The following is a 24,369-nucleotide window of genomic DNA, read 5'->3' on the forward strand; positions in this document are numbered from 1 at the left end:
TCCGGATTTGATGCGTGCGTTCTTCTACGAATGGCTCGTCGAGCAACGCAATGCATCGATCCACACCGTCCGGTCCTATCGTGACACTTGGCGGCTGTTCCTGCGGTTCGCCGCACAACGCGCGGAAAAGAAGGTGGCGGTGATCACACTGGCCGATCTGACTGCCGACGGGGTGGCTGCCTTCCTCGGTCACGCCGAGCACGACCGCGGCGGTACAATCGGCACGCGCAACTGCAGGCTTGCCGCGATCCGCAGCTTCTTCAACTTCGTCGCAACCAAGGACCCCGCATCGATCGCTCAGTGCGTGGAAATCCTTCACATCCCAGTCAAGCGGGCGCCGGTGTCGGAACCCTGTTATCTGGACCCTGCGGAGGTAGCAGCGATCCTTGCCCAGCCAAACCGCTCCACACTCGAAGGCATACGCGATCACGCACTGCTGTCGTTCCTCTACAACAGCGGGGCACGGATACAGGAGGCTCTCGATCTGTGTCCCGGGGCGATCCGCTTCGATAGCCCAAGTTGCGTTCGTCTTACCGGCAAGGGCCGCAAGGAACGCATCTGCCCACTCTGGCCGGAAACCGTGCTGTTGCTGAAAAAGCTGCTGGAGCGACAGCCGCGTGCACTGGACCAGCGGCTGTTCGTCAACCGCTATGGCGAGCCGCTCAGCGCATCCGGCGTTCGGTTCAAGCTTGCGGCCTATGTGAAGGCAGCAGCCGAAACCACGCCAACGTTGCGGACTAAGCATGTGACGCCGCACAGCTTCCGACATGCCACCGCCGTACACCTCGTCTCGGCGGGTGTCGACGTCACCGTTATCCGTAGCTGGCTTGGTCATGTGAGCCTCGGCACCACCAATCACTATGCCAGGGCCAATCTGGAAACGAAGCGAAAGGCGCTGGAACAGGTCAGTGCTCCGGAATCGGCACGACATCCTCCGTCATGGAAGCGGGATACGAGCCTGCTCGCCTGGCTCGACACGCTCTGAAATAATGCGAAGGAACGTCAATCAAAAACAGTATCAATCCCGCATCCGGCGGCGTTCCTTCACATTACCGCCACCTCGCGATTATCCGGCTAATGGAGAGGTGAGCATTAGCCGGAAAAGCCCGTCAATTGTGCGGCGATCTCCTCGGTGCCCCGGCCGTCGGCGAATACGTAGGCAACCGCCGGTGGCGCAGGCCCGCCCCAGGGGCGGTCATCCATGGCATGCGCCCAGAACTGGCAGATGCGGGGGCGATGTCGCCCGGGATCGAGCACCGGCATCGGCGTCTCGTCGCAGAACACGCGCGGCGCGGCCTGGATCGTCCGCAGCTGAAGTTCATAAAGGCTCTTGAGCCACCAGGCCGCACGCTTCACCCAGCCGGCAAGCGTCGACCGGCCAAGATGGACGCCCTGGCCGGCCAAAATCTGCACCTGCCGGTGCAGCGGCAAATACCAGGCGAACTTCGAGACCACCACGTGGCTCACCAGGGCCGTCAACACCATGCCACTCTCAATCAGGCGCGGCAGCACCTTCGCCTGGACCACACCGTCGGTGCAGCCGCGGCAGGCGTATTTGGGACGGATCGTCCGCAGCACCCGCAAGATCGCCGGGATGATGTCCAGTACCTCGCTGACGTCCTCGCCGATCTTGTGGAGCTTGCCCTGGCAGCACGGGCAGGCGGTCGCCTCCGGCTCCAGCACCTGTTCACAGCGCGGCAGGTGCTTGGGCAGCGCGCCGATGTTGCGGCGCGCCTTCTTGCGCGGCTTATCAGACGGCTTCGCCGCAGCCGCATCGTCGTTGGCAGCCGCAGGCGGGGTGGCGCCGGTCTCAAGATCGTCAAGCTCAAGCGCGAGTTGCTCGGCCACGAGCGTGGCAAGCCGCTCCGAGCGCTTCCCGAAGATCATCTCCTTGAGCGCCTGCATCGCCACGCGCAGCTTCTCGTTCTCGACGTCAAGCGCGAGCACCATCTCGGTCAGAGCCGCCGGATCGGTCGGGAGAGCATCGGGGCGAATCGCCATGATCAGACGATACATGCGCCCACTCCATGCTCCAGCGAAATCCTCACCTCTCAGCCAACAACGGCCGGCTGCTTCACAGGCTTGGGTGAGACGCGCACTTAGATGCACCACACCATCGCGGATCGGCGGCCAGGTGAAACGCCCCTGGTGCAACCACTTCGTCACCAGCACCATGCCGCTGCCGTCCCACGCCAAAAGCTTCACTCTGTCATGCGTTTGCTGCGGAACACGAAGACGTCGCCACAATACGGGTTCGCACGGAGCGCTTCGCTCACCAGCGCCGACAGCGTGTGGACCGACTTGCGAAAGTCGACTGGCTGCGCCGCAAGCACCACCTTGAGGTCGGAGCGTAGTGCAATCACCGGATGCCCCGAAGCGCTGACAGAACCGTCGAAAGTGTCGTCAGCTCCACGCCCGGCTCAATCCGGATGCGCGCCCCACTCAGCTCGATCTCGATCACCCCGCAGGGCTTGGCCGGCGGCGCGGCGATCTCCAAAGGCGTCGTTTGTGCCGCCGAAATACGTTCGGACTCGCCAGCTGTCCCGCCACCGCTTCCGGCGCCAATTTGGATCGGCACGAAGTTCGGCGCCTTGCCGGCCACTGCCGCCGCAACCTGGCGTCGCCACACCGTGAGCAGCCCGCGGGAAACGCCATTGCGCCGCGCCACCTCGGAGATGTTCGCACCTTCCTCAAAGCTCTCCGCCGCGATCCGGGCCTTCTCCTCGCCAGTCCACCGTCGCCGTCGGCGCTCCCCAGTGATCACCTCGACGCGACGATAAGAGTCACCTTCCTGCCTGACATCAAGCATGGCATTTGCCATCGCATCACCTCCACCGATCAGCTCTTGCCAGGCTGTATCGCAGGCGAACCTCGCGATGGCGAGGTGGGGGCCTCATGCCGGTTACTATTGATCCCGGCCATCGAAACCCACGAGGCAAAACTCGGACGCACGCCACGCCTGGTGGCGGCGGATGCTGGATTTTACTCCGCCAGGAACGAAGCTGCAGCAAAAGACAGAGGCGTCAAACGCGTCTGCATTCCCAATCGCTCGACCAAGAGCGCCGAGCGCAAGCGTGAGCAGAAAAATCGCTGGTTCCGTAACGGTCAGAAATGGCGAACCGGATGCGAGGGACGTATCAGCGTCGTCAAACGGCGACACGGGCTCGATCGCTGCCGCTACAAGGGCAGCATCGGAATGAAACGCTGGGTCGGCCTCGGCGTCGTCGCCGACAACCTCATCAATATCGGACGCGCGATGGAAAACCAGTCACGCCAACCGTAGTCCGTCCCAACTCAATCTGGCCTCTCAAGGCCCCGCCAGCCCTGGCGGGGCCTTGTCGTTGTCCGCGCGGTTGACCAGTCTGGTTAGAAGCGCGAATTTTGCGCCGGAAAGTAGTCTAGTGAATGTTTGAACGAGAGTATCGGCGATATCCGACATTTTAGGTCCCATTCATGATCGGGCGATCTCGACTTCATGATCGGGCGATCTCGACTTGTGGCGGTGCGCCTTTCTTCGCGCCATCAAAGAAGACCAAAACTTGCAGGCCAGCGGGATTCGCTTTCACCGGCCCACCAGTAGAACGAAGATTGACCAGCTTCGTTCCCAGAAGGTCCTGCCAGCACCCAAAAGACCAGCGTCGTACACGCATAGTTCGCGAACTCCCTGCCCTGATCCTTGCGATAGCTCAAGCAACGGGGCATGCCACTCGATCACACGTCTGTCATTCCAAGCACCGCGGCCATCGAGCATGAGCCTCCATTCCCGCAGTTATTTCTTCCCCATCCAGACATCTTCGAATGACGAGAGGGGCATAAGCTCCTCCTCCTGCACGAACCGGTCATTCATGACGCCGGCCGCTTTCAACGTCGCACTAAACCGGACAACAGTGCGTCTTTCGATTTCCGCCAATGTCGCTTGCTCGTCTTCGAAGCCTTCTGGCGAGAATTCCTCAAAAGGTGAATCGTCAGCTAGCTCCTGCTTTTGCGATGTGACGAAGCCGAACGCCCTGATGCTGCCGCTCCTGGTCGGTGCAACGACTACCTTCCAATAGGATAGCGGCACATAAACGTTGCCTGCCTCCTCGTCTTCAAGTTTCAGATCCCGCATCGTGAAAATTGGACCAGCAAAGATCGACAGGCGTGCCAGCGTCCTATCGGAGGATGCTTGCCTGCTAATGTGATTTTCGAGCCGCCCCCACAAGCCGTGGAAACCAAACTTATCGCGATTAAATGCTTCGTGCTGGGGCGTGCAGTTCGTCAGGTGAAACGTGTCTGAATTCGCGTACTCAATCTCTGTCTTTGAAGCACCCCAACAGTTATCATCTCGCCTCACGAGATGGCCAAAATCGAGCCTCTTCCACCGATCATAGAAGCCTTTCGGCAGCTGGTACTTTTCGTCCATGCGGCTATCGGTTATCCACTCGTCCTTTCCAAAGGTTTCGCGGCCCTTAATCTTCCTCTGGCCTTTGCTGTAATCGGTATTGCAGGCCGAAAGCACCGGCATTCTCCGTTGTGCATGCATCATGCACGAGTAGTGATGGTAGTGAAGCACCTTGCCGGCGCGGCCCCGCAAGGGAGCAATCAGCTTCGGGTCTTCGCTCTCTATGGTCGGGAATTCCGCAATACGGTCGCGGCCGAGGAAGTTTTCGTCGTAGCCTTGTCGATCGCTATAGTCGGTGTCGAAGTTAAGCTTCTCCAGCAACAACTCGTCAGGCTCAGCACTTGCGACAATGGCCGGAGCAGCCAATGGCTTTACTTCCGGGATCAACGAGCGGATAGAAGGAGGATTCGAAAGGCTTTCAACCTTGAGCGAGACGTTTAGTGGCAAGACGAGTGAGAATCCTCACTCGGCAGGCTTGCTGGAATGAGCTGCGGAGCGAAAGTAGGCCGTGCTGACGGCTCCACGTCGATTTCGAGTTCGGCTGCAGTTGGCTTGATCGTTCCTTGGATAGCCGCCTCAAGCACCGGCAGGAGATCATGACGAGCAGCCTGTTTCCTGATGTCAGCTACGAGCCGGCTGGTCCTGACGCCTTCGTTTGCTATCCATTTGATCTCGTGCTCCAGCGGCTTATGGTCGGTAATGGGCTGGCCGTCGTGGCCGATGTAGCGACCTTGGCTATCTTTCAGCGGCTTTCCCGAGTGGTGTAGGGCAACGACATCCCAAAGATCGTTGAACACTGGCGAGCCTGACGAGCCTCGGAAGGTATCGCTCTGGTAGGTGAGAAAGTCTTCAGTGTCATCGAAGGGCAATAGTTTATTTTCACGAATGGCTATCTGCTTGCTCTGGCCTCCGGGATGCTGAACGATGGAAAGAAACTGGCCGTAGTCCGCCTTGCCGAGTTGAGGATTCAGGCGAAGCCATCCGAAACTCGCCAGCTCTTCCGCCCCTTGCTTTGAAAGAGGATCGACCGCCACGACGCAGTAATCGAGATCCTTGTTGTTGAAGAAGAACTTGTCAGGAGCGAAGGAAAACCAGGTGGGGATTCGGTCATTTCCAAGGGGGTCCGACTCGTATGCGAACTGGACACGCGAGCGGCCTGCTACTTCCGGCATCTTAAAAACATGCCAATTAGTTAGCAGGAGTGTGGGGGCGATCATGAAGCCAGTAGCAGACCCTCCGCGATCACCCGGCGACGGTGGTATTTTGATGCAACCAACAGAACGGGCCGCACGAATGCCTGCCCAGAAGTAGTGTAGGCTCAATAGGTCATTCGTTCCCATCGCGCGCTCTAGGGCGGCGATGTCATCGGGCGTCCGGTTTTCATTGATGTACCGAGTGACGCGATCCGCCCGATCCTTCGGAAGATCAGGCTTTGCCGCAGGTGCCTTGAGTTCATCGCGCTTCGAGTCGACTCGCGCGGTCGTCGTGGCGACTACTTCAGTATCAATCTGCATACGTTCCCCGTAAAATTAGATCTTTAGAAACAACACAAACCGGCCCGTGGCTCGGCTTCAAACGGCACTTCGCGTCAATCATGGAAACTTAAGGTTCAGTTGAATCTGGCAATGATCACTGGGCCAACGGGAACGCGGCGTTTCCTCTTCAATGTCTTTGCCGTATCGCCATTTCCAGTATGATCCCGCGTCCGAAAGGGCAGCGGCCTTCTCATTCAAGACAAAGAAATCTATCGAAAAGCGTTGGCTGGCGGGCTCGGTAGGCCAGCACTTGAACTCCTTGTTCTTAGGGATATGGGTAAGTTTCACGTCATCGTCAGGGCTCGACGTGGACGCGCCAGACATCACATCCCACATATCAGTCGTCTTTATCTCAGGGCTTTCGCGGTCGAACCTGCGATTGAAGTCTCCGGCAACGATAACCGGCCCACCGCCCTGATGCGCTGCCCTTATCCAGGATTTAAGCGGTTGCAGCTGACGAAAGAGCGCTGGACAGTGGTCGTTATCTGAAGGTTCTTCGATGGGATCTTCGTTGCAGCGAGACTTCATGTGCACGACGAGTAGCCGCAAAAGAGCGCCATTTTTGTTCAAGGTAATGTCGAGCCCCCACCGGGTCTGGTGGTCAGTTGCCGGGTCTTTTGGCCCAAGATCCACGACGTCCCTCGTATCTGCGAGTGAAACGCCAGAAGATCGCTTGATTGCTAAAGCAACATACTGCCTGGCAGGATTGGTGAGTTCGCGCGGCAGAGTACTCACGGCTGAGGTCGGGTCGGTTACGCACTGCGGCTTGATATCCGAAAGCTGGTTGAAAGGATAATTGGGCGCCAGGCCACGCTGGTCCGCAACGGTCTGCCCGGAAATGCAGAGAATGTACTGGGATGGCGGGAAAACGCGCGCGAGCGCGCGAAGGCTCGCGATCTCCTGCATGGCGTAGACGTGGCCGTCGCTGCATTCACGATAGAGCCGCAAGTCCTTGAATTCATCTTCCGAACGGAGCGGACGATCATAGACCCTCACTGCCGTCGCTAATTCGGCGATATTCCACGAAATGAGCTTGATCTCACTCGGCTTCGGATCAGGCCCTTTTGCACCGCAATTGATGCCTTGCGCGAGGGAGGAAGCCGACAAGCCAAGAAGCCACAAAGCAATAAGCGCGATCGTCTTCATGGACGAGCCCCTCGAATCCAAAATCGCATTTTAAGGATACAACTATGACGAGAAGATTACAAGTTTCGCTACAGATGCTTTAACGCTGGTTCAGCGTCTACCGGACCAATCTGCGCTTGGCGACTGCATACTCAGCCAGTGCACAACATCGCTGTCAGAATGCGCGGCGACGGGATCGATCTATCTTGCCTCCTGAGCGGTGACGTGGACCGACGGTACAGGATATGCCGTGTCCCCGCTTGACGGCGTCAACGGAGTCCGCCGCAATCCGCTTGCGCGCATCGGCACCTCTAAAAATCATTACGGTGTCCCCCGACCCGTTACCACTATAAATTGTTCAACCCAACCAGGTTAAGCAAAATTCTTACTCCTTGATACAGGCCGCACACCGGAGTAGTGAGCCAGAAAAAGAGTGGATCGATGCTATTAACCTGTGGCGAATAGGCATTCGAACAGAAGCGTGACGAATGTCTGCTCGACGAAGGATTCGTCCTTGTCCGTGAAATCCAGCTTTGAAAGCGCCTGAAGCGTTTGTTGATTGATGTCTGCTGTAGGTCTTGGTTGTGTGAAAACGCCTGATGACCCGCGATTTCGGCTGTCAATCGGCGTCGAAAATTGCATTTCGATCCCAACCGATGGCTTTCACGTCGCGCACGGTTTCATCACAAAGCTAAAGCTCGCCTCCAAAATAGGGCCATGATCATCGCGAACTTCAACTGATATGCGGTGCTGCGGCCTGCCTCTGACCCATTCGCGGGCCATCTCCGAGAGTGCAGTGGTCGCCTCTTCCCGAGCAGAATCGATGTTCGGCAGCTCCGCACCTTCATCATCGCGGATGAAGTGGCTGCCGTCGCGGATATCAAAATAGTACCTCTTCATCGGCGATTCACGAGTCGTGCCGTCGAACAGATCTTGCAGCTCCAGATCGATCTTGCTGCCGCATTTGAGGTGCTGCTGCATGGCCCACCGCCTCAAATCGAAACAGCCAGCGGCGGTCTCGTTCCCGGCGTGCCTTGAAGCGGTCCAGGCACTTCTTGGAGCACAGCGTCGCCCGCCATGAGTAGTATCTGATCATGCCAAACTTTCCGTCACAGACGGCGCAGCTTGTCGCTGCTGGGCGATACTCAAAGCGTTCGTGGCAATCGCGCATCTTCTTTGGGCCCCACCCGGGTACTGGAACTCCGGAGTCGCTGACTCACTGTGCGTGCACAGGTGGAGTTCCGCTGCAAGATCATCGTGATCCGCCAATCTTGCGGCAGCTAAGGATGGGGCGCGAAGAGCTTGACTCTCACTGGCAGCATCCAGCTCGGCATCCAACATAAAGTTGTTGCTGCGTGCGCTCATTCGGCTTGAGCCTACATCCGGGAGACCGACCGAGCCCTTCGATCGGGCACCGCCCACAAACGAAAACTTACCTCGTCATGAAGAAGAAAAAGTAGCCGATTTCTCCTGGGCACCGCATATATCAGGCGAAATTCTCATATTTCGCGCTGAAGTTCATCGAAGAAACCGACTACATCGATACCCAAGCGGTACTGCAGATACGCAATCGCCACTGGTGAATACCAATTTCGATAGTTCTCAAGTGCGACGATCAGTGTCTGCGCCACGATGATCTGATGGGCACCATCGACCGCGGCCTGGGCGTTGTAGCCCTGGATGTAACCGTCCTTGGTCTTCAGGATGCGGCTTTCCGGGTCGGTGAAATTGCGTTGCGCCTTGCCGTCGGGCTCCGTGTTCGGCGGCGCGGACGTCTTGCCGTTCTTTTTGCCCCCTTCGGCGATGCGGCGCTCCTCGGCTTCGGCCCGCGCCTTGCGCTCCGCCTCGGCTGCGGCCTTGGCTTCGGCCTCCAGCGCGGCCTTGGCCTCGCGGATCTTCTCAAGCCGCTTCTGCTTGTCGGCCACCCAATCGGGCATCTCGTCGCCGCGCTTGTCGCCGTAGAGCTTATCCTCCTGCGCATCGGCGGCCTCCGCCGCCTTGAGCCAGCGGTCGACCTCCGCTGCAAGCTCCGCTTCCCGCTTCTTCATGCGATCATAGCTCATCGCCTTGTGCTTGGACGCGTTCGCCTTGATCTTGGTGCCATCGAGCGCAACGTGCCCGAGCTTCACCAACCCGGCCTTCTCGGCCAGCTTCAACACCTGCACGAACAGGTCGGCCAGCGCCTTCAGGTGCCGCCGCCGGAACTCTGAGATCGTGCTGAAGTCCGGCGCATCGCCCGCCACGATCATCATGAAATCCGCCCGCTCCACCGCCGCCCTGGCGATCCGCCGCGACGAGTAGATGCCGCTCGCGTAGCCGTGCAGAAGCAGCGCCGTCAGCATCCGAGGATCGAACGGCGGCTGCCCCAGCCCGCTTCGGTAGCTGCCTATGATCGCCGATAGATCAAGGCTTTCCCTGACCAGCGACACGATCAGCCGCGAAACGTGGTCCCTCGGCACATAATCCTGCACGCTCGGCGGCAGAAGCTGGGCCTCGTCGATCTTCCAGGGGCGAAATTCCTTGCTCATGGCTGCGCAAGGAATCAGACTCGCTCCCTCTTGACCAGTCACTACTCAGACAGGCTCCTAGTCTCTCCACGTGGCCGCGCTGCTCGTCTTGTACGTGGCGCCAGCAACTTGTCGCCAGATTTCCAAGCTTTGACATTCTGCGCTTTCCACCGCAGGGCCGGACTGGCTTCTATCGAGGCGCGCACGTTTGCTGGCACCTCCAGAGAAGACGCGGCGATCTCACCCCGGTCCAGCACGGCATCCAAAAATGCGCCCTCCCCTGCTGTGAACTTAAACAGCGGCGCGAGCTTCTCCCGGCATTCGGTCGTGACGCTCTCGATCCAAGCTGCTGGGCCGCCAAAGCTGTCGAAATACCGATCGTGCAGGCACATGGTCAGCTTGCCGGTAATGTCGCCGACCTCGCATCCGATCTCCTCGGGCGAGGCTGTGCGCCAGTCGAAGCTCTTGGCGCTCGCACCGATCATCAAGGTGGCCGCCTTGATCTTCGCCCAGTCGAGAGACGGCATGGCGATGATCCGGTGGGCGTCGAACAGATCGCGCGCGGTGCGCCGCGTGATCAGCGCGACCATCTTGCCGGCGACGATCTCGTGGATATCCAGGACCGGAACATTCGTGGCCTGGTAGGATCCGATTGCCACCGATGGCATGCGATCCACGCCGTAGAGCGGGCCGCGGTAGAGATAATTGATATCGATCTCGATGGTCCCCGCGCCGCCCAGCGCAGAGGCGTAGCGATAAATCCATTTGCCGCCAGCGTGCTCGGACGGCTCACGCCGCGCGACGTACCCTTTCGATTCCATCAAGCGCTCGATCCGGTCTTCCAATCCCGGGCGGTCGGCGTCCATCTGTTCCTTGTCGACCGCGCCGACATAGTTGACGTCGATATCGACAGAGAGGCGGTCCAGATCGGAATGAAAGACGTTGAGTGCCGTGCCGCCCTTCAAGGCGACGCGCGGCCCGATCAGCGTGTCGGCGCCGAAGGCATCGAGAATGTCGATCAGCCGGATCACACGCTCCAGCGTCGCGGGCTGGAGCTGCCGCTCGGCCGCGATGTCCTGAAGCGTTTCTCGCGACGCGACCATCAAACGCCTTCAAAGGCGGCGTCGACCGCCTGCGCTGGGAGAAGCACGCGCCATGGCTCGACGAGCACCGCATGACCGGGTTCCGCACCCAGCGCATAATGCTTTGATCGTGGAAGCCGTGTTCGCAGGCGCGCCAGGACATCGTCGGAGACGCCGAGCGCGGCGCGCCGCTTCTCGAGCCACCAGCCGGAAACCGAGGCGAGCGACCGATTATCCAGCAGCTCGACATAGTCGGCGACCTTCGCCGGATCGAGATAGCGCACCAGATCCAGCGACTTCAGAACTTCCTCGCCGCCGCCCGCGAGTTCTGGCCGATGTAGGACATCGACGACCGTGCGTTCGACCGCCGTCACGCGGACCGTCACTCCCTGCCGGTCCATAGTCGCGGTCAGGTAGTTGGCCTTGCCTGTCGCCGCCAACGCCTTCGCCGGCGTGACGAAGCGGCAAGCACCAAATGGCAGGTCCACGCGCTCGGTCCGTCCGGCGCTGATAAGCTGAACCTCGTTGAACTCGGAATAGGCTATGCCGTGCAGCTCAAGGGCTGAGTGAAATCCCAGGACCCCATCGGGACGCAGCTTGCTCGCCGCGGCGAAGCGGTCGATCACCATCCGCTCCGCCGCCATGTGGGCCGGCACTGCGGCAAACACCTCGCGACTGACCCGCTTAATGTTGCCAGCGCGCAGGTGATGCCTAAGCAGGCTGGTGACATTGGCCGCGCTCGCCGGATGGCCGAAGGCCGCCGCGAACTCAGCCCGGGTGAAGACCGGATGAGCCGACAGGAAGCTGGCCGTTTTGTGCTGGCGGGGTTGCATAAGTCTTCAATTCTGCGCCAAGGCGGGTAATAAATAGCCAGTCTGATGCAAATTTGTCAACAAGTCTTCCTGAGAAAAGGGCCGATCGACCGTCCCTTTGATGGCGAAAACGCGCCGTATGGGCTAAAAATTACCCCTTCCGGCGCACTTCTAGAACAAACCGCCCCGCGAAAGGACCGCATCAGACGAATTAAGCGGTTTCCTTAGACGGATCTCCGATGTCATATAATTTACACTAGATATTGACATTGTCAGATTTTGTGGCACGCCTGCGTCGTTCGCTCCTCACGGCTCGTGGCGTCGCTGACCAGGTCTTGGCCATAACGCTTCCAGCTGCTGGGCAACTCCGCATTTCTGAATGGTCCATCGCTCATGGCCGCCTCCCATGTCGGCAAGAAAGCCGGCGTAGATGAGGGGCCCGAAGAGTGAGCGCCAATCCGAAATACTCACCGATGCAAGAAAAGCGCTTGATCGTTATCGAGAAGGGACAGAAGCGCAGCCGCCGCACCCTCCCGAAGGGTGCTGTGATCGCGGAGGTCGGCCGTCACATTTACTTTAATCCGGCGGTTCTGGATAGCTTTGACGTAAAGGGCTTCGAGCCGCTGCACTACGATATGCTTGTTCTCTGCGCCGCCATCGAGTTCGCTGACCGGCGTTGGAAGCGTCCGTTGGGCTGGCGCCGAACCTTCGATGTGGCGATCCCAGTCATCGACCTTAAGGCCTGGCAGAAGCCGGAGGTTCTGAAGACCCTGCACGGCGTCTTGAACCACCTGACCGGCGACGCATGGCGATTGACCTTTGTCCAGGCAAAGAACCTCTCGCCGATCGGCACGCGGCAGATGCCGTTGGACTTCGGCAAGGCCAAGACCTTCGCCGTCGCTTACAGCGATGGTTTGGATCCGCGTGCCGTCTCCGCTCTGAGCGGGAGCGAGGCTGAGGCACTGTGTATCCGGGTCGCGGGCAATCGCCAGCGGCGCAAAAACGGGGATAGTTATTTCATGCAGATTCCCTTCAAGGTGAAGGGATATCGCGGGAACGAAAGCAGCTTCCGCTCGCGGGGATTTCAGTTTGCGGCGGTGACGGCGATTGCTGCACAGCTCTCAAACGTGACGCGCGTCATTGTTCCGGAGAGCGGCCAGGGCGCGCTTGGGCCGGTACTTCTCCCGCTGCACAACATCTACGCCGACTATCGCAACCATCCGACGTTCTTTCGGAAGATGGAGCGCTTCATCAAGGCAGTGCTGGGCTACCGAGTGCGGTTTGAGCAGCCACGCCTCTGGTCGACGAAAGGTCAGACGTTGCGCGCGTTTCTGGACATGACCGGAAAGTCCGAACAGCATCTGACGAGTACCCATTCCTGTTGGCAAACGCGCCGGGTCGTCAATGTAGGCGGTAGGAAGCAGTGTGGCCTGTGCGCGGCTTGCTTGCTGAGACGCCTCAGCCTGCATGCCGCTGGCGTTAACGAGGCGCCTGGTACGTATATCGTGTCCGACCTTGCCGCTTCTGACGCGGCCGATGCCTTGTCGGTCATACCCCAAAAGGCTGATCGGGACATCATGGTCGAATACGGAAGCGTCGGTGCGCGTCACCTGCAGCATCTCGCGGACATGAGCGGCTTGCCTGACGAGAACATTCGCGTTCACGCCTCGCAAATCTCAGCTGCGATAGCGGAAAACTACGAAGACACTCTGAAGAAACTGAGGACGATGTTGGTAACTCATGCCGAGGAATGGCGGGCATTTTTGTCCGCGCAAGGAGATCAAAGCTTTTTGAAAAGCTGGATGGATGGAGGGCGCAATGGCTGATCTGAATGAGCTGAGCGCACAGGAAATAGGACGCCGCCTGCGGATAGCACGGGAGAACGCAGACGTCCGCCAGGATGACGCGGCCCAGGTCATCGGCATGTCCCGCCCCACCCTTGTATCCATCGAGAAGGGCGTGCGCCGTGTGCGCATCCAGGAAATCCAGACGCTCGCGCGCCACTACGGCGTATCCGTCAACGCCCTCCTCCGCCGCGAGGCAGTGCATACCGATCTGATGCCTCGGTTCCGCAAGTTGCGGGAGACGGAGGACGCGCACACCACTGAAGCCGTTCAGCTATTCAACGACCTGATTAAAGCGGACGTTGAAATGGAGAATATCCTCGGCATCCAGCGACGTCGAAATTACCCCCGGAACACGGTATAAACGAGGGCGACGTTGCGGCCCTCGCAGAAAAGCATGCCAAGGAATTGCGCGACTGGCTGGGTCTCGGTCCGGGGCCGATCGCCGACATCTTCTCGGTCATCGAACTGGGTCTTGGCATCCGATTGTATCAGCGTCGTCTCTCATCCAGTTCAAAGGTTGCTGGCCTCTTCACCTACGATGAAAGTGTCGGCGCCTGCATACTTCTAAACGCCAACCACCCATTGCCGCGGCGCATCCAGTCCGCGGCGCATGAGGTCGGCCACTTCTATGGTACCCGTCGGCTTCCCGAAGTGCTCGAAGACGATGAGAAGTTCCTCTCACGCGATGAACGCTATGCCAACGTGTTTGGCCGTGCATTCCTGACGCCAGCCGAGAGCTTCTCGGAAAGCTTCCGCCAACTGAAGGAGATCACCGGCAAAACGACCCGGCGCCTGATCATTCTCCTAGCCCAGCAATATAATATCTCGCGCCAAGCCTGCGGGCTGCGGCTCGAGGAATTGGGCCTTGCCAAGAAAGGCACTTGGGCATGGTTCGAAAACAACGGCGGCATCACCGATGACAATGTCCGAGAGGTCCTCGGCGAAATGGCCGATCGCCGCGATCCCGCAAAGAGCGACGCGGACCGACCCATCTCCCACCGCCTGAGCCTGATGGCGCATGCCGCCTGGAAGCGCGAGCTCATGTCGGAAGGACAATTGGCGGAGCTGCTGAGGGTGGGCCGAGTGGAGCTTCGCGCCGTTATCGACCAGATCGAGCTTGAGGAAAGAGACACGGATGAGTTGCACAAGCTCCCTGATTGATATCGCGGATCCGCTGATTCTCGACACAAGTGTTCTGATCAACCTTCACGCTTGCAAATATGGCGAGCGCATCCTCGCGTCCATTCCCAATGATGTCGTCGTGTCCGAGATCGTGGCTGGAGAGCTGGAGCACGAGACGAGCCGGCAAAACGGCGAGCACCGCTTTCTGTTTGATCTCGTGACGCGTGGAATCGTAACGCTCGCCACTATGACCGACGCCGAGTACGAGATTTTTCATGAACTCACGTCTACCTCGCCCTCCCTTGACGACGGCGAAGCTGCAACGATCGCCATCGCGGCAGCAAGATTTTTCCTGCCGGTTATCGATGAACGGCGCGGACGAAGCCGCGCAAGCGCGCTATTGAAAACGCGAAATCCAGGCTGGTCGTTAGACATCTTACGTCATCCAACGGCCATCGCGGTCCTCGGCGACCAACCTGTCATCGAAGCGATGTATCTCGCTCTTCGCGACGGGCGCATGCGAATTCCATTAGAAAGAGTGGAAGGCGTTATCGCACTTATAGGGATGGAGCGTTCACGCGATTGCACTTGCCTCCCTGGGTATCGAGAGCGAATTTTCGACGAGCGCTCTGGGGCCGCCGCTGTAAATTCTGCCGACAGCGCGAAGCTCCCGAATCTAAAGTGAACGGCGAACTCTGACTTGACGATGTCGCAACAGAACGCCAACGCATTGATTTCATTGGGTCGCGGGAGCGTTAAAGCGTGAACGAAACGCAGGTTTACCTGTGCTCTTCCATAGCGAGCCTCAGAGCCTTCGGGATGCGCTGCGCTTTTCCGCCCGAGATAAACGCGACCCGTACGCGCGCCGAGACCAACAGATCGTTCCCGCGCCTGCACTCCTGCAGCAAGCCAATCGACGCGCCTCTCACCTCTTGCGGGACCGTGACAATGTCAAGGAGGTCGTCCAAGACTGCCGGTTTTAGAAAGTCGATCGTCATCGAACGGACAACGAAGGCGGAAGCCCGGGGCGTCGTTCCGCGTTTCCTCGAGCAGCGCTTGCTGATTGGTGCCGAGCGGCGCAAGTAATTCGTTCTGCCGCGCTCCATGAAACGCAGAAAATTCGCGTGATTTTTTGAGCAAGCGCTAAAATCCTGCGCTTGCCGGAAGCTGAACCGGTCGCCCGAATACGGCAGGCACCGCGCTGCAGACATCGAGGCCGAAGCTGCGGAGGTTTTCCGGACGTTGGTCAATCAGGTGACACTCGTGCTCGAGACGGAAGAACTCGCGATTGCGCTACGCGGCGACCTCGCTGCGATCCTGCGGTTTGCGGCGGGCAAGAAGAACCCCCGGCTTCCCTTCGGAGGCTGGGACTCTATTTTATCGCAAGCATCGGTGGTTGCGGGATAGGATTTGAACCTATGACCCGGCGACCAGGCCCGGTCGATTATCGCCGATGAGCTTTCAGCTCCTCTTCTTCCTGCGACGTGCGCCGGCGCTTCGACTCATTTCCCTGCCGCGAAGGGTAGCGGTGCGCCCGCGATGTCGGCCTGCCGGCCTGCCGCTCAGATGATGAAGTCGGATGATTGATCGCGGAGCCGGAGGTCTCAGTTCCCTTCGCTACGCTGAAAGCGGCTTGTCCGCATTTAGGATGGCACGGCAGAGCTGAGACCACTGAGACGACCAGCTCGCTTGTTTTCCGGTTCCCCAAGATCTCGGGGAACCCTAAGGGGATCGCCAAAAAAGCAGATTTTGTTATGGTTTTTATAAGAAACCCTAATTATAAATACCAAAGCAGGCTCCAAACTAGGCTTTGCCATGAAGCGCAGCGATCTCAGCCACACAATCCGGGAGACCCTGAAACGGCTCCCGCACCCGTATGAGGCGCACTACGGTATCATCCCACCACCTCCTCCAGAGCACGGGGTCTCAGTTATCCAAGCGATGAAGGCCTTGGACAATGCCCAGGGCGCGCTCGGGAAAATAGACGCAATCGCGACTCAGATGAATGACCCCTACATTGTCAGCCGAATCCTGACCCGACGGGAGGCGGTCAGTTCGTCCTCGATCGAGGGCACCCAAAGTACGCTCGATGAACTCCTTTCGGTCGAGGAGACCGGCGGCGACGACGCAAAGGATGCCGCGCGCCAGGTCCGCAACTACGCTGTGGCTCTTGACGATTTCATCCCATTGGCGGCGAAGGACGGAGATGGCGTCTTCACGATCGATCTCCTGAAGAGTCTCCATCGCGCCGTCATGAAAGATGATCCCGATTACCAGGACGTTCCGGGCGAACTCCGCACGCGCGTGGTGTGGATCGGAGGGGGCGGCAACATCGCCTATTCAAGCCTAAATCCGCCGCCACCCGATGAGGTGCCGGCTTGCCTCGCTCAGACAGTCGACTACCTCCGCAACGAGGGAATGCAGCAGATGACCCAGGGTTTCATTACGCGAATGGCCATCGCGCATGCCCATTTCGAGGCGGTCCACCCGTTCCGCGATGGCAACGGCCGCGTCGGTCGTCTTCTTCTTCCACTGATGATGGCTGCCGAGAAGCACGTCCCCCTTTATCTATCTCCATACATCGAGGCGAAGAAGGGCGCGTACTACGCTTCCTTGAAGGATGCGCAGCAGCGCCTCGACTGGCAGCCTATCATAATCTTTATGGCAGAGGCCGTGACCGGCACCGTCGAAGAGCTCATGAAAACGCGCTCGGCTCTGTCCGAACTGTCAGAACTGTGGAGGGGCCGTCGCAAATTCCGAAAGGGATCGGCGGCCGCGCGCGCGCTCGACGAGCTTCCCCATTACCCGGTCCTAACCGCCAAACGGCTCGGAGAACTCCTCGAGATCAGCCCGCCGCAAGCGCACCAGGCTATCGCACAGTTGGAGGAGGCTGGCATTCTCGCCGAACGGACGGGCTACTCGCGCAATCGCGTCTACGCCGCGAATGATGCGCTGAACATCATCAACCGTCCTTTCGGTGAACAACCGATCCTTCCCGATGAATCGGAGCCTGACGACGCCGCGAAGGCGAGCCCGAAGTGGCCGTGATGGATAATGACCATGCGCGGCCGTTAGCGTGAACCCGATTAAACGGAAAGCCGCGATGCTAATAGTCGCGCTTGCCGTGATCGAAGCTGATCTGCCCTGCGACAGGCTGAACCTCCTCCGAATTGATGGACACCTGTAGTAGGCTCGATGAGTCAGGAGGTGTCGGATGGAAGGACGTCAACGTCGGTCGTTTACGGACGATTACAAGCGGCAAGCGGTCGATCTGGTGGCTTCGAGCGGCCGCTCGATCGGATCGGTCGCCAAGGAACTTGGCCTGCGATTCCGTGTTGCGGCGTTGGGTGGAACGACGTGGGGGTGGGCGGGAGCCGACGGCGGCGGCGCGGCGCCCCACAACGCAGGCGACGCTGCCGTCGGCGGACCACGCGGCAGAGATCGCCCGTTTGCAGCGAGAGAACGAGCGGCTGCGCATGGAGCGCGACATTTTAGAAAACTGTCCAGCACCGTGGCGCGCCTGTGCGGCCTAGAAACAGCCTTGTGCTATCCTCTGCGGCTGGGAGGGTAGCGGCCGTTCGATCATTGGAGGCACAAACCCCGTTAAAAAACATGGTCCATGGGTGTATGCGAACTTGAGAGTGGTGACGTCGCCCTGGCGAGATCCCGATTAGGAAGATGACGATTGGCATAGCCCAGACCCTCCTACTCATCATTGATTGGAGGATTGCCATGCCCAAGAGGACGACCGGCGACCGACCGGAACTAAAGCCGGTCAACGTTGGGGCCGCCGCAATCGACATCGGATCAAAGATGCACATGGCTGCGGTTAATCCCGCTTCCACCGACGTGCCTGTGCGCTCCTTCGGCACATTTACGCGAGACCTGCATGATCTGGCGGACTGGTTCAAAGCCTGCGGCGTGAAGAGCGTCGCGATGGAATCCACTGGGGTCTATTGGATCCCCGTCTACGAGATCCTGGAGCAGCGCGGGTTTGATGTGATTTTTGTCAATGCGCGGTACGCCAAGAACGTGCCCGGGCGCAAGACCGATGTCAGCGATGCCGCGTGGTTACGCGAGCTTCATTCCTATGGCCTGTTACGTGGCAGCTTCCGACCTGATGCCGAGATTGCAACTCTGCGCGCGTATCTGCGCCAACGGGAGCGGCTGGTGGAATATGCCGCGGCCCATATCCAGCATTTGCAGAAGGCCCTGATGGAGATGAATCTGCAACTCCATCATGTGGTCTCCGATATCACGGGCGCGACCGGCATGCGGATCATCCGAGCCATTGTTGCAGGCGAGCGGAATCCTGACGTCTTGGCAACCTATCGGGACGTGCGATACCATTCATCCATCGAGACGATCCGGGCGGCACTTGTGGGCAACGACCGGCACGAACATGTCTTCGCGCTGACCCAATCGCTGGAACTCTACGACGTCTACCAGGCGAAGTTGCTCGACTGCGACCGCAAGCTCGAGGTCCTGATCGCGGCCCTAAACAATAGAGGCGAAAGACCGGCCGGAAAGCCATCTAAGCCACGCATCAAGACCAAGCAGGTCAACACGCCTACCTTCGATGTCAGGACCGCGCTGTACGGTGTGCTCGGCATCGATCTGACTGAGATTCATGGGTTGGGCCCATCGCTGGCATTGAAGCTCATCGGTGAGTGCGGCACAGATCTGCAGGCATGGCCGAGCGCAAAGCACTTCACTTCCTGGCTGTGCCTTGCACCAGGCAACAAAATCTCCGGCGGTAAGGTGTTGTCCTCGCGCACACGGAGATCTTCCAGTCGGGCAGCAGCACTGTTGCGGTTGGCAGCCACAACCGTCGGGCGGAGCGATACGGCGCTCGGAACATTCTATCGGCGGCTAGCCTCGCGCGCGGGCAAGTCGAAGGCCGTGACGGCGACCGCCCGCAAGACTGCGGTTCTGTTCTACAACGCACTCCGGCATGGCATGAGCTACAAGGATCCGGGGGTCGACTATTATGAAGAACAATATCGCAGCCGTGTCCTTGCCAACCTTCAGCGCCGGGCCAAATCGCTGGGCTTCGTGTTGCAGGCCATTTCGGGGGACACCAATCCGGCTGTTTCTTAGGAAGTCGATCGCGATCTTTGCTGGAGTTCGGACATGAGATTCCGCTTCATCGAAGATCGCCGCGCCGACTACCCGGTGACGATCCTGTGCGACGTGCTTGGGGTCTCGCCGGCCGGCTATTATGCTTGGCGCTCGCGCCGGGAGAGCCGGCGATCTGCCGCCAACCGCGAACTCGTCGACGACATCAAGCGGGTCCATCACGAAACCCGTGGACGCTATGGCAGCCCGCGTATCCATATCGAGCTGAAGGCTCAGGGCCGTGGGGTGAGCCGCGGCCGCATCGAGCGGCTGATGCGCCGTCACGGCGTTCGGGCTATCATGGCGCAGCCGCGTCGGGTGCGGACCACCGACAGTCGCCACGACTTCCCGATCGCCCCAAACCTGCTCGATCGGAACTTCACCGCCGCCGCGCCGAACCGGATCTGGCTCGCCGATATCACTTACATTGAGACCGGTCAGGGCTGGCTCTATCTGGCTGCCGTCATGGACCTCTACAGCCGCAGGATCGTCGCGCGCTTCACCGTGCCGTCGACCCCTGCAGTGCGCCAATGCACAAACAGATCTTTCGCCCAAGGTTGATCCGCAATCTTCGGGACAAGGCTGGGTGTGATTTGAGCGGGCGGACGTTCGCGCAAGAACGTACCGACGCGGGCACCTTGCGAAGGGTCTGCCGCGACAACGGCGAGCGCGGCATCGAGAATTGGGGGCGTCCCCCAAGACTGCTCCTGAATAGCTTTGCTCAGGACGCGGTCCATGACAATTGCCGTTTCCGTGCGCGGCAGCTTGAGCAAGCGCTCATTCAGTTGCGACGCCATGTCGGGGTGTTCAAGCAGAGCGCCTAAAAGCTCTGCCGCTTCCGAAGACAAGCGATCTTCCGGCGAGATGAGCGGCGCATGCTCGCGGCCAACGTACAGAATCTCGCGAAAGTCCATATCAGCCAGCCGGGGCTCAATGGACCACCACTCTCGGACGAATGGATCGTCCCACGGCTTCTCAAGATCGATGGTCTCTCCGGCATGGGCTGCACTCTCCCACGGCGCGAGAAGTTGCGGCTTTCCGTTTGGATCGGCTGTGACAGCGCTCACAAGGCTGGCATACGCCGCCGGATCGGCACAGCGCTCGAATAGCAGCATTTTGGCCAGTGCGGCCTCATCAACCCCGACGCCGTGCGATTTTGAGATGGACATGCGAATGGAAAGCGCATTGAGGAAGCGCTTGATAAGACGAGGATTGCCCGCAGTCTGCGTAGCCGATGTCATCAGTGGCGCAAGCCTATCAGCCGTGTTGAACCGGGCCACGAGATCGGCTGGCAAACTTGTGTGAACGGTTTGCATGAACGCGCGATCAACGCGCTTGCCGCGCCAGCTCTGGCTGAGTTGCTCGCAGACTTTTTTGCGGACGGCCTCTTTCTCATCCGCGTTGAGGCCTGTGCTGTTCTCTACAAAAAGCAACATCAAATACGCCCTTACTTCCTGTGTCCCCAGGGGCGGAACGCGAATAGGAACTTGGATGAGCTTATCGAAGTAACTTGTCACCAAGCCTTCATCGACGATCCCATCGAAGTGACGGCGGACAGCGTGACGTATGACAGAGTCATCGGCGGCAATGACAAACGCCGTGTTTTCCAGGAACAAGAAAAGGCAAACGGCCTCCAACGTTGATATCGTCGTTTGCGGAAGGCAGCGGTCCAAATCATCAATCAGCACAATAAGCTTCGTGCCCATTACTTCGAGGGTTTCCTCGAAGGATTTGCGGATCGCATGAATTTCTTTAGGCGGCGAGGACTCGGTGCGTGGCTTGATCAGGCCCGATGCCTTGCTGGCGGCATCGGTTACCGTGCCTTCGGCCTTAGCGATGTCGTCAGCGCCAGCATTTCCGGTCGCAATTTTTTTCCCGAGTTCGATGGCTTTATTAAGTATTCCTGTCGGCGGTAGGCCGAGCGAAAGCGCTAAGGCCGATCCTGCGCCAAGTTTCACGGCGCGAAACCAATTCACGCGTTGCAGCAGCTCTTTGGCTTTTTCGAGCCCGGTCCTGCGTTGTTCGGCTTCTTTTGCGAGCGCTGTCGCGATAACTTCCATCAATGCCGCGCGCGCGTCGTCGTATCCTTGATAAAGCCAAGCGTTGAACTCAACAAAAATGAAATCTGACCGCTTGCCCTCGGCGCGCTGTTCGAGCCCAGCGCGAACGAGTCTGATCATTGAGGACTTGCCAGCGCCCCACGCACCAGAAACTCCAATGGAGATCGGTTTGCCCTGAGCCTGAACGATGATTTCAGCAACCGTGTCAGAGACGCCGGTAAAATTTAGAAAGTCGCGGTTAGTGTCGTTCCCACATCCGTGCTGTCGATATGAATTAGGCCGCATGAAGCCGCACCGGCGAACGGAGTCTCCAAGTTTTTGTTTGACGCCCCAATTGAGTTCGAGACTAAAGCACGGCTGAGTTGTGATGCAATGCCAAGCAGCATCGTCATCCGCTTGTCCCTCAATAGCAGGCCCGTGAGTTATAGAATTCGTTGCTATAGCTCATAAATGCAGTTATTCTGAGGTATAGCGGAGGTTTCTATAGCTCATGTGGAACTGGGAAAAGCCCGATTGGCCCAAATTTACCCTTGATCTCGAAGCTCTTAGAGCCCTTCGAAACCAAGTTTCTCGTCAAATCCGGCGAGTTCTTGGGCGCTTTCAAGCATGTCGGCCAGGATGACCGTGACATGCTCAAAATCGAGCTCATCAGCGACGAAGCGGTAAAAACCTCGGAAATTGAAGGCGAGATACTGCGGCGCGAGAGCGTTCAATGCTCGCTGCGTCAGCAATTCGGACTTGAGGGGGACGATACCAACGTCAACGAAGCCGAGCACGGCATCGCGGAAATGATGGCGAATCTCTATAAAAGATCTGCCGATCCGCTGACGCACGACATGTTGTTCGAGTGGCACAAGATGCTGATGAGCGGCGATCGGAAAATCCAGGACATCGGCGGCTACCGCACCCATCCCGAACCGATGCAGGTTGTGACACCGATTGCAGGAAAGCCCAAAGTTCACTTTGTGGCGCCTCCCTCCAACAGAATGAAAAAAGGAGATGGATGCGTTCATCATCTGGTTCAATGACGGCGCGCCAGAGGGAAAAATCCCCTGCCCGCCCTTACGCGCGCCGGTATCGCGCATCTCTATTTCGTTTGCATTCATCCGTTCGAGGATGGTAACGGCCGTATCGGACGCGCCATAGCGGAAAAGTCGTTGGCGGAAAATCTCGGGCAGCCGACGCTCATTGCGCTCGCTTATACGATCGAACGCAAGCGGCGGCTTTACTACGAAGCTTTGGAGCGGAACAACAAAGACCTCGAAATCACCGATTGGCTGAAATATTTCGCGCTGACGATTCTCGAAGCGCAAGAGAGCACAATTAACCGGGTCGATTTCTACGTTGCTAAGGCCAAATTCTATGAGCGCCTTCGCGGTCAATTCAACGAGCGCCAAGAAAAGGTCGTGGCGCGTATGTTCCACGAAGGCATCGATGGGTTCAAGGGCGGCCTGAGTGCGGAAAACTATATCAGCATCACCAAGACATCACGCGCCACCGCGACAAGAGACCTACAAGATCTTGTCGAAATGGGCGCGTTTACGAAAACGGGCGAACTCAGGCACACCCGATACAAACTGAATTTGCCAGAGGACACCTAGATCTCGCCTATGCGCCGCTTTGAACATGTCAACCAGTATCGACGCGATAGCACTGAGCTTGATGGAAGGCGCCGGTCAAGGCGGTGACGACGAAGGGCGCTCTCTCATCGGATCAGGCCGAAGTCGTTAAGACACATACTTCGTCATCGGCGCCGGCGTGGCTTCCGTTGCGGTCAGATGGGGGCCATCTTCGATATTCGAACTCTCTTCGACCGCCCCAGACATGTTCATGTCCAAGGCCTCGACCCTGTTGCGCCGGGATCGAATTGGAGGGCGATGCTATATCGGCGAAGCCCTGACCAGTGGCTGGGACTTTCACAGCCACTGGGGGTCCATCCTCCACTGCGATGACGACCCCATTGTTTACGCCCTGGGCAGGTACTTCACTGCCTCCGACCCCCGGCACGCTACCAGCACGTTGAGCGGAGCAGTCCTATCCCTGAAGAACGACGACCCAGGCCAAGATCCTTGGCGAGGCCGCAGGTAAAGCCATCGCAAATCTCGATTGGGCGCCGGATTTCATCGTGCCTGTGCCCATGAAGCCCTCTCAGCAGCGGAATCGTTTCGAGCAGCTCCTCAACGAGGCGACCAATCATTTCGACGAAGACATAGAACTCGAACTGAAGGGACTGCGCTGCGTCAAGGAAATCGAGGGTTACAAGCAGATGAACCCGCTTGAGCGCTCCGAAGCGATCAAGGGCGCATTCCATTCCAACTTCAAATGGAACGGCAACAAGTTCTGCTTATCGATGATGTCTACACGACCGGCGAAACCACCAGGGAATGCGCGCGGACGCTAACCGCCAGCGGGGCGGGCGAAGTGAGGGTAATGACCCTGGCAAAAGACCAGCGTGTCTTCTCGCTCAAGTCCTGCTCTGCCTGCGGCCGCTCGATGAAGATCCGGACCAATTCGACGACCAACGTTAAATTCGGGGGATGCTCTGGGTATCCGAACCACTGCCAACACACTGAGAATTTCTGACGGTGCCTTGATAATGCCGAGGAAGGGACGGGCGGGGCTGCCGATTGTCCCAGAGAATACGACGACGATGGCACACGGCAGCGTACGGGCAATCTGTTTGGCTGTGAGTTGGTCTGCGATCGCCTGCGATTGCTGAACGAACTGCGTATCACTCGCTTTGATCAGTTTCGTGGCGATCTCAGGCACATTGCCGGCTG

At 58.8% G+C, this 24,369-nt stretch carries 21 protein-coding genes and 3 pseudogenes; 12 read left to right on the forward strand and 12 right to left on the reverse strand.

All coding sequences use genetic code 11. The features are described from left to right. The first annotated feature begins 10 nt into the window (after nt 1–10). Nucleotides 11–985 (forward strand): site-specific integrase, encoded by a 975-nt coding sequence (locus ACFXS9_RS20510; protein WP_392691557.1) that lies wholly within the window; start codon nt 11–13, stop codon nt 983–985. A 107-nt stretch (nt 986–1,092) separates the two neighbouring features. Here the strand turns inward: ACFXS9_RS20510 and tnpC are convergent, their stop codons facing one another. The 3 genes and pseudogenes from tnpC to tnpA form a co-directional block, all read right to left on the reverse strand. Continuing rightward, the gene (gene tnpC, locus ACFXS9_RS20515; RefSeq protein WP_392699886.1) at nt 1,093–2,016 is read right to left on the reverse strand and encodes an IS66 family transposase; all 924 of its coding nucleotides are present in this window, start codon (nt 2,014–2,016) and stop codon (nt 1,093–1,095) included. A 75-nt stretch (nt 2,017–2,091) separates the two neighbouring features. After that, nucleotides 2,092–2,363, reverse strand: a pseudogene (tnpB, locus tag ACFXS9_RS20520) (IS66 family insertion sequence element accessory protein TnpB); the annotation flags it as partial. Further along, nucleotides 2,360–2,821 carry an IS66-like element accessory protein TnpA gene (gene tnpA / locus ACFXS9_RS20525; protein ID WP_392691560.1) on the reverse strand — a complete coding sequence of 154 codons (462 nt, stop codon included), beginning with the start codon at nt 2,819–2,821 and terminating at the stop codon, nt 2,360–2,362. The pseudogene tnpB and the gene tnpA, both read right to left, overlap by 4 nt. Nucleotides 2,822–2,905: 84 nt before the next feature. Here tnpA and ACFXS9_RS20530 point away from each other — a divergent pair. Then, nucleotides 2,906–3,283: pseudogene (locus ACFXS9_RS20530) on the forward strand (transposase); the annotation flags it as partial. 486 nt (nt 3,284–3,769) lie between these two features. Here ACFXS9_RS20530 and ACFXS9_RS20535 read toward each other — a convergent pair. From ACFXS9_RS20535 to ACFXS9_RS20565, 7 genes are all read right to left on the reverse strand, one after another. Beyond that, nucleotides 3,770–4,828, reverse strand: a complete 1,059-nt coding sequence (locus ACFXS9_RS20535; RefSeq protein WP_392691563.1) for a DNA/RNA non-specific endonuclease — start codon at nt 4,826–4,828, stop codon at nt 3,770–3,772. Beyond that, nucleotides 4,819–5,895, reverse strand: coding sequence for a trypsin-like serine peptidase (locus ACFXS9_RS20540; protein WP_392691565.1), 1,077 nt, complete (start codon nt 5,893–5,895; stop codon nt 4,819–4,821). The genes ACFXS9_RS20535 and ACFXS9_RS20540 overlap by 10 nt, the downstream gene beginning before the upstream one ends. A 78-nt stretch (nt 5,896–5,973) precedes the next feature. Further along, entirely contained in the window at nt 5,974–7,062 is a 1,089-nt protein-coding gene (locus tag ACFXS9_RS20545) for a hypothetical protein (protein ID WP_392691567.1), read from the reverse strand. Between the two features lie 642 nt (nt 7,063–7,704). Then, nucleotides 7,705–8,022: a DUF6894 family protein gene (locus ACFXS9_RS20550; protein WP_057841911.1), complete on the reverse strand. Its 318-nt coding sequence runs from the start codon at nt 8,020–8,022 to the stop codon at nt 7,705–7,707. 518 nt (nt 8,023–8,540) lie between these two features. Beyond that, a complete protein-coding gene (locus ACFXS9_RS20555) occupies nt 8,541–9,569 on the reverse strand; it encodes a transposase (protein WP_392691570.1) in 1,029 nt (342 codons plus the stop codon). A 41-nt stretch (nt 9,570–9,610) separates the two neighbouring features. Then, a complete protein-coding gene (locus ACFXS9_RS20560) occupies nt 9,611–10,651 on the reverse strand; it encodes a nucleotidyl transferase AbiEii/AbiGii toxin family protein (RefSeq protein WP_108522606.1) in 1,041 nt (346 codons plus the stop codon). Further along, nucleotides 10,651–11,463 (reverse strand): type IV toxin-antitoxin system AbiEi family antitoxin, encoded by an 813-nt coding sequence (locus tag ACFXS9_RS20565; protein WP_057841659.1) that lies wholly within the window; start codon nt 11,461–11,463, stop codon nt 10,651–10,653. Before ACFXS9_RS20565 ends, ACFXS9_RS20560 begins: the two co-directional genes overlap by 1 nt. Before the next feature lie 425 nt (nt 11,464–11,888). Between ACFXS9_RS20565 and ACFXS9_RS20570 the strand changes: the two genes are divergently transcribed. From ACFXS9_RS20570 to ACFXS9_RS20585, 4 genes are read left to right on the forward strand one after another with little or no spacing between them, the layout of a single operon-like run. Continuing rightward, nucleotides 11,889–13,268, forward strand: a complete 1,380-nt coding sequence (locus ACFXS9_RS20570) for a 7-cyano-7-deazaguanine synthase (RefSeq protein WP_392691572.1) — start codon at nt 11,889–11,891, stop codon at nt 13,266–13,268. Beyond that, nucleotides 13,261–13,650, forward strand: a complete 390-nt coding sequence (locus ACFXS9_RS20575) for a helix-turn-helix transcriptional regulator (protein WP_392691575.1) — start codon at nt 13,261–13,263, stop codon at nt 13,648–13,650. Before ACFXS9_RS20570 ends, ACFXS9_RS20575 begins: the two co-directional genes overlap by 8 nt. Nucleotides 13,651–13,694: 44 nt before the next feature. Continuing rightward, nucleotides 13,695–14,450 (forward strand): ImmA/IrrE family metallo-endopeptidase, encoded by a 756-nt coding sequence (locus ACFXS9_RS20580; RefSeq protein WP_392691578.1) that lies wholly within the window; start codon nt 13,695–13,697, stop codon nt 14,448–14,450. Further along, complete coding sequence (locus tag ACFXS9_RS20585) at nt 14,425–15,096, forward strand: DNA-binding protein (protein ID WP_108522608.1); 672 nt, start codon at nt 14,425–14,427, stop codon at nt 15,094–15,096. Before ACFXS9_RS20580 ends, ACFXS9_RS20585 begins: the two co-directional genes overlap by 26 nt. Before the next feature lie 94 nt (nt 15,097–15,190). On the opposite strand, the gene ACFXS9_RS20590 is transcribed toward ACFXS9_RS20585, so the two are convergent. Next, complete coding sequence (locus ACFXS9_RS20590) at nt 15,191–15,622, reverse strand: hotdog domain-containing protein (protein WP_392691581.1); 432 nt, start codon at nt 15,620–15,622, stop codon at nt 15,191–15,193. Nucleotides 15,623–15,665: 43 nt separating this feature from the next. On the opposite strand from ACFXS9_RS20590, the gene ACFXS9_RS20595 reads away from it, so the two are divergent. The 4 genes from ACFXS9_RS20595 to ACFXS9_RS20610 all read left to right on the forward strand — a co-directional run bounded on the left by ACFXS9_RS20595 (nt 15,666) and on the right by ACFXS9_RS20610 (nt 20,090). Further along, nucleotides 15,666–15,818, forward strand: a complete 153-nt coding sequence (locus ACFXS9_RS20595; RefSeq protein ID WP_392691583.1) for a hypothetical protein — start codon at nt 15,666–15,668, stop codon at nt 15,816–15,818. Nucleotides 15,819–16,226: 408 nt separating this feature from the next. Beyond that, nucleotides 16,227–17,459: a Fic family protein gene (locus ACFXS9_RS20600; protein WP_392691586.1), complete on the forward strand. Its 1,233-nt coding sequence runs from the start codon at nt 16,227–16,229 to the stop codon at nt 17,457–17,459. Nucleotides 17,460–18,143: 684 nt separating this feature from the next. Next, a complete protein-coding gene (locus ACFXS9_RS20605; protein WP_392699888.1) occupies nt 18,144–19,511 on the forward strand; it encodes an IS110 family transposase in 1,368 nt (455 codons plus the stop codon). A gap of 33 nt (nt 19,512–19,544) precedes the next feature. After that, the gene (locus ACFXS9_RS20610) at nt 19,545–20,090 is read left to right on the forward strand and encodes an IS3 family transposase (protein WP_392691588.1); all 546 of its coding nucleotides are present in this window, start codon (nt 19,545–19,547) and stop codon (nt 20,088–20,090) included. Here ACFXS9_RS20610 and ACFXS9_RS20615 read toward each other — a convergent pair. Beyond that, on the reverse strand, nt 20,003–21,874 hold the full coding sequence (locus ACFXS9_RS20615) for a P-loop NTPase fold protein (protein WP_392691591.1): 1,872 nt from the start codon (nt 21,872–21,874) through the stop codon (nt 20,003–20,005). The two genes, ACFXS9_RS20610 and ACFXS9_RS20615, sit on opposite strands and share 88 nt — an antisense overlap. A gap of 205 nt (nt 21,875–22,079) precedes the next feature. Between ACFXS9_RS20615 and ACFXS9_RS20620 the strand changes: the two are divergent. Continuing rightward, nucleotides 22,080–23,190: pseudogene (locus ACFXS9_RS20620) on the forward strand (Fic family protein). A 536-nt stretch (nt 23,191–23,726) separates the two neighbouring features. Continuing rightward, on the forward strand, nt 23,727–23,990 hold the full coding sequence (locus tag ACFXS9_RS20625) for a hypothetical protein (RefSeq protein WP_392691593.1): 264 nt from the start codon (nt 23,727–23,729) through the stop codon (nt 23,988–23,990). Nucleotides 23,991–24,369: the final 379 nt, after the last annotated feature.

Source organism: Bradyrhizobium sp. RDI18, from assembly GCF_043203335.1.
Taxonomy (GTDB): Bacteria; Pseudomonadota; Alphaproteobacteria; order Rhizobiales; family Xanthobacteraceae; genus Bradyrhizobium; species Bradyrhizobium retamae.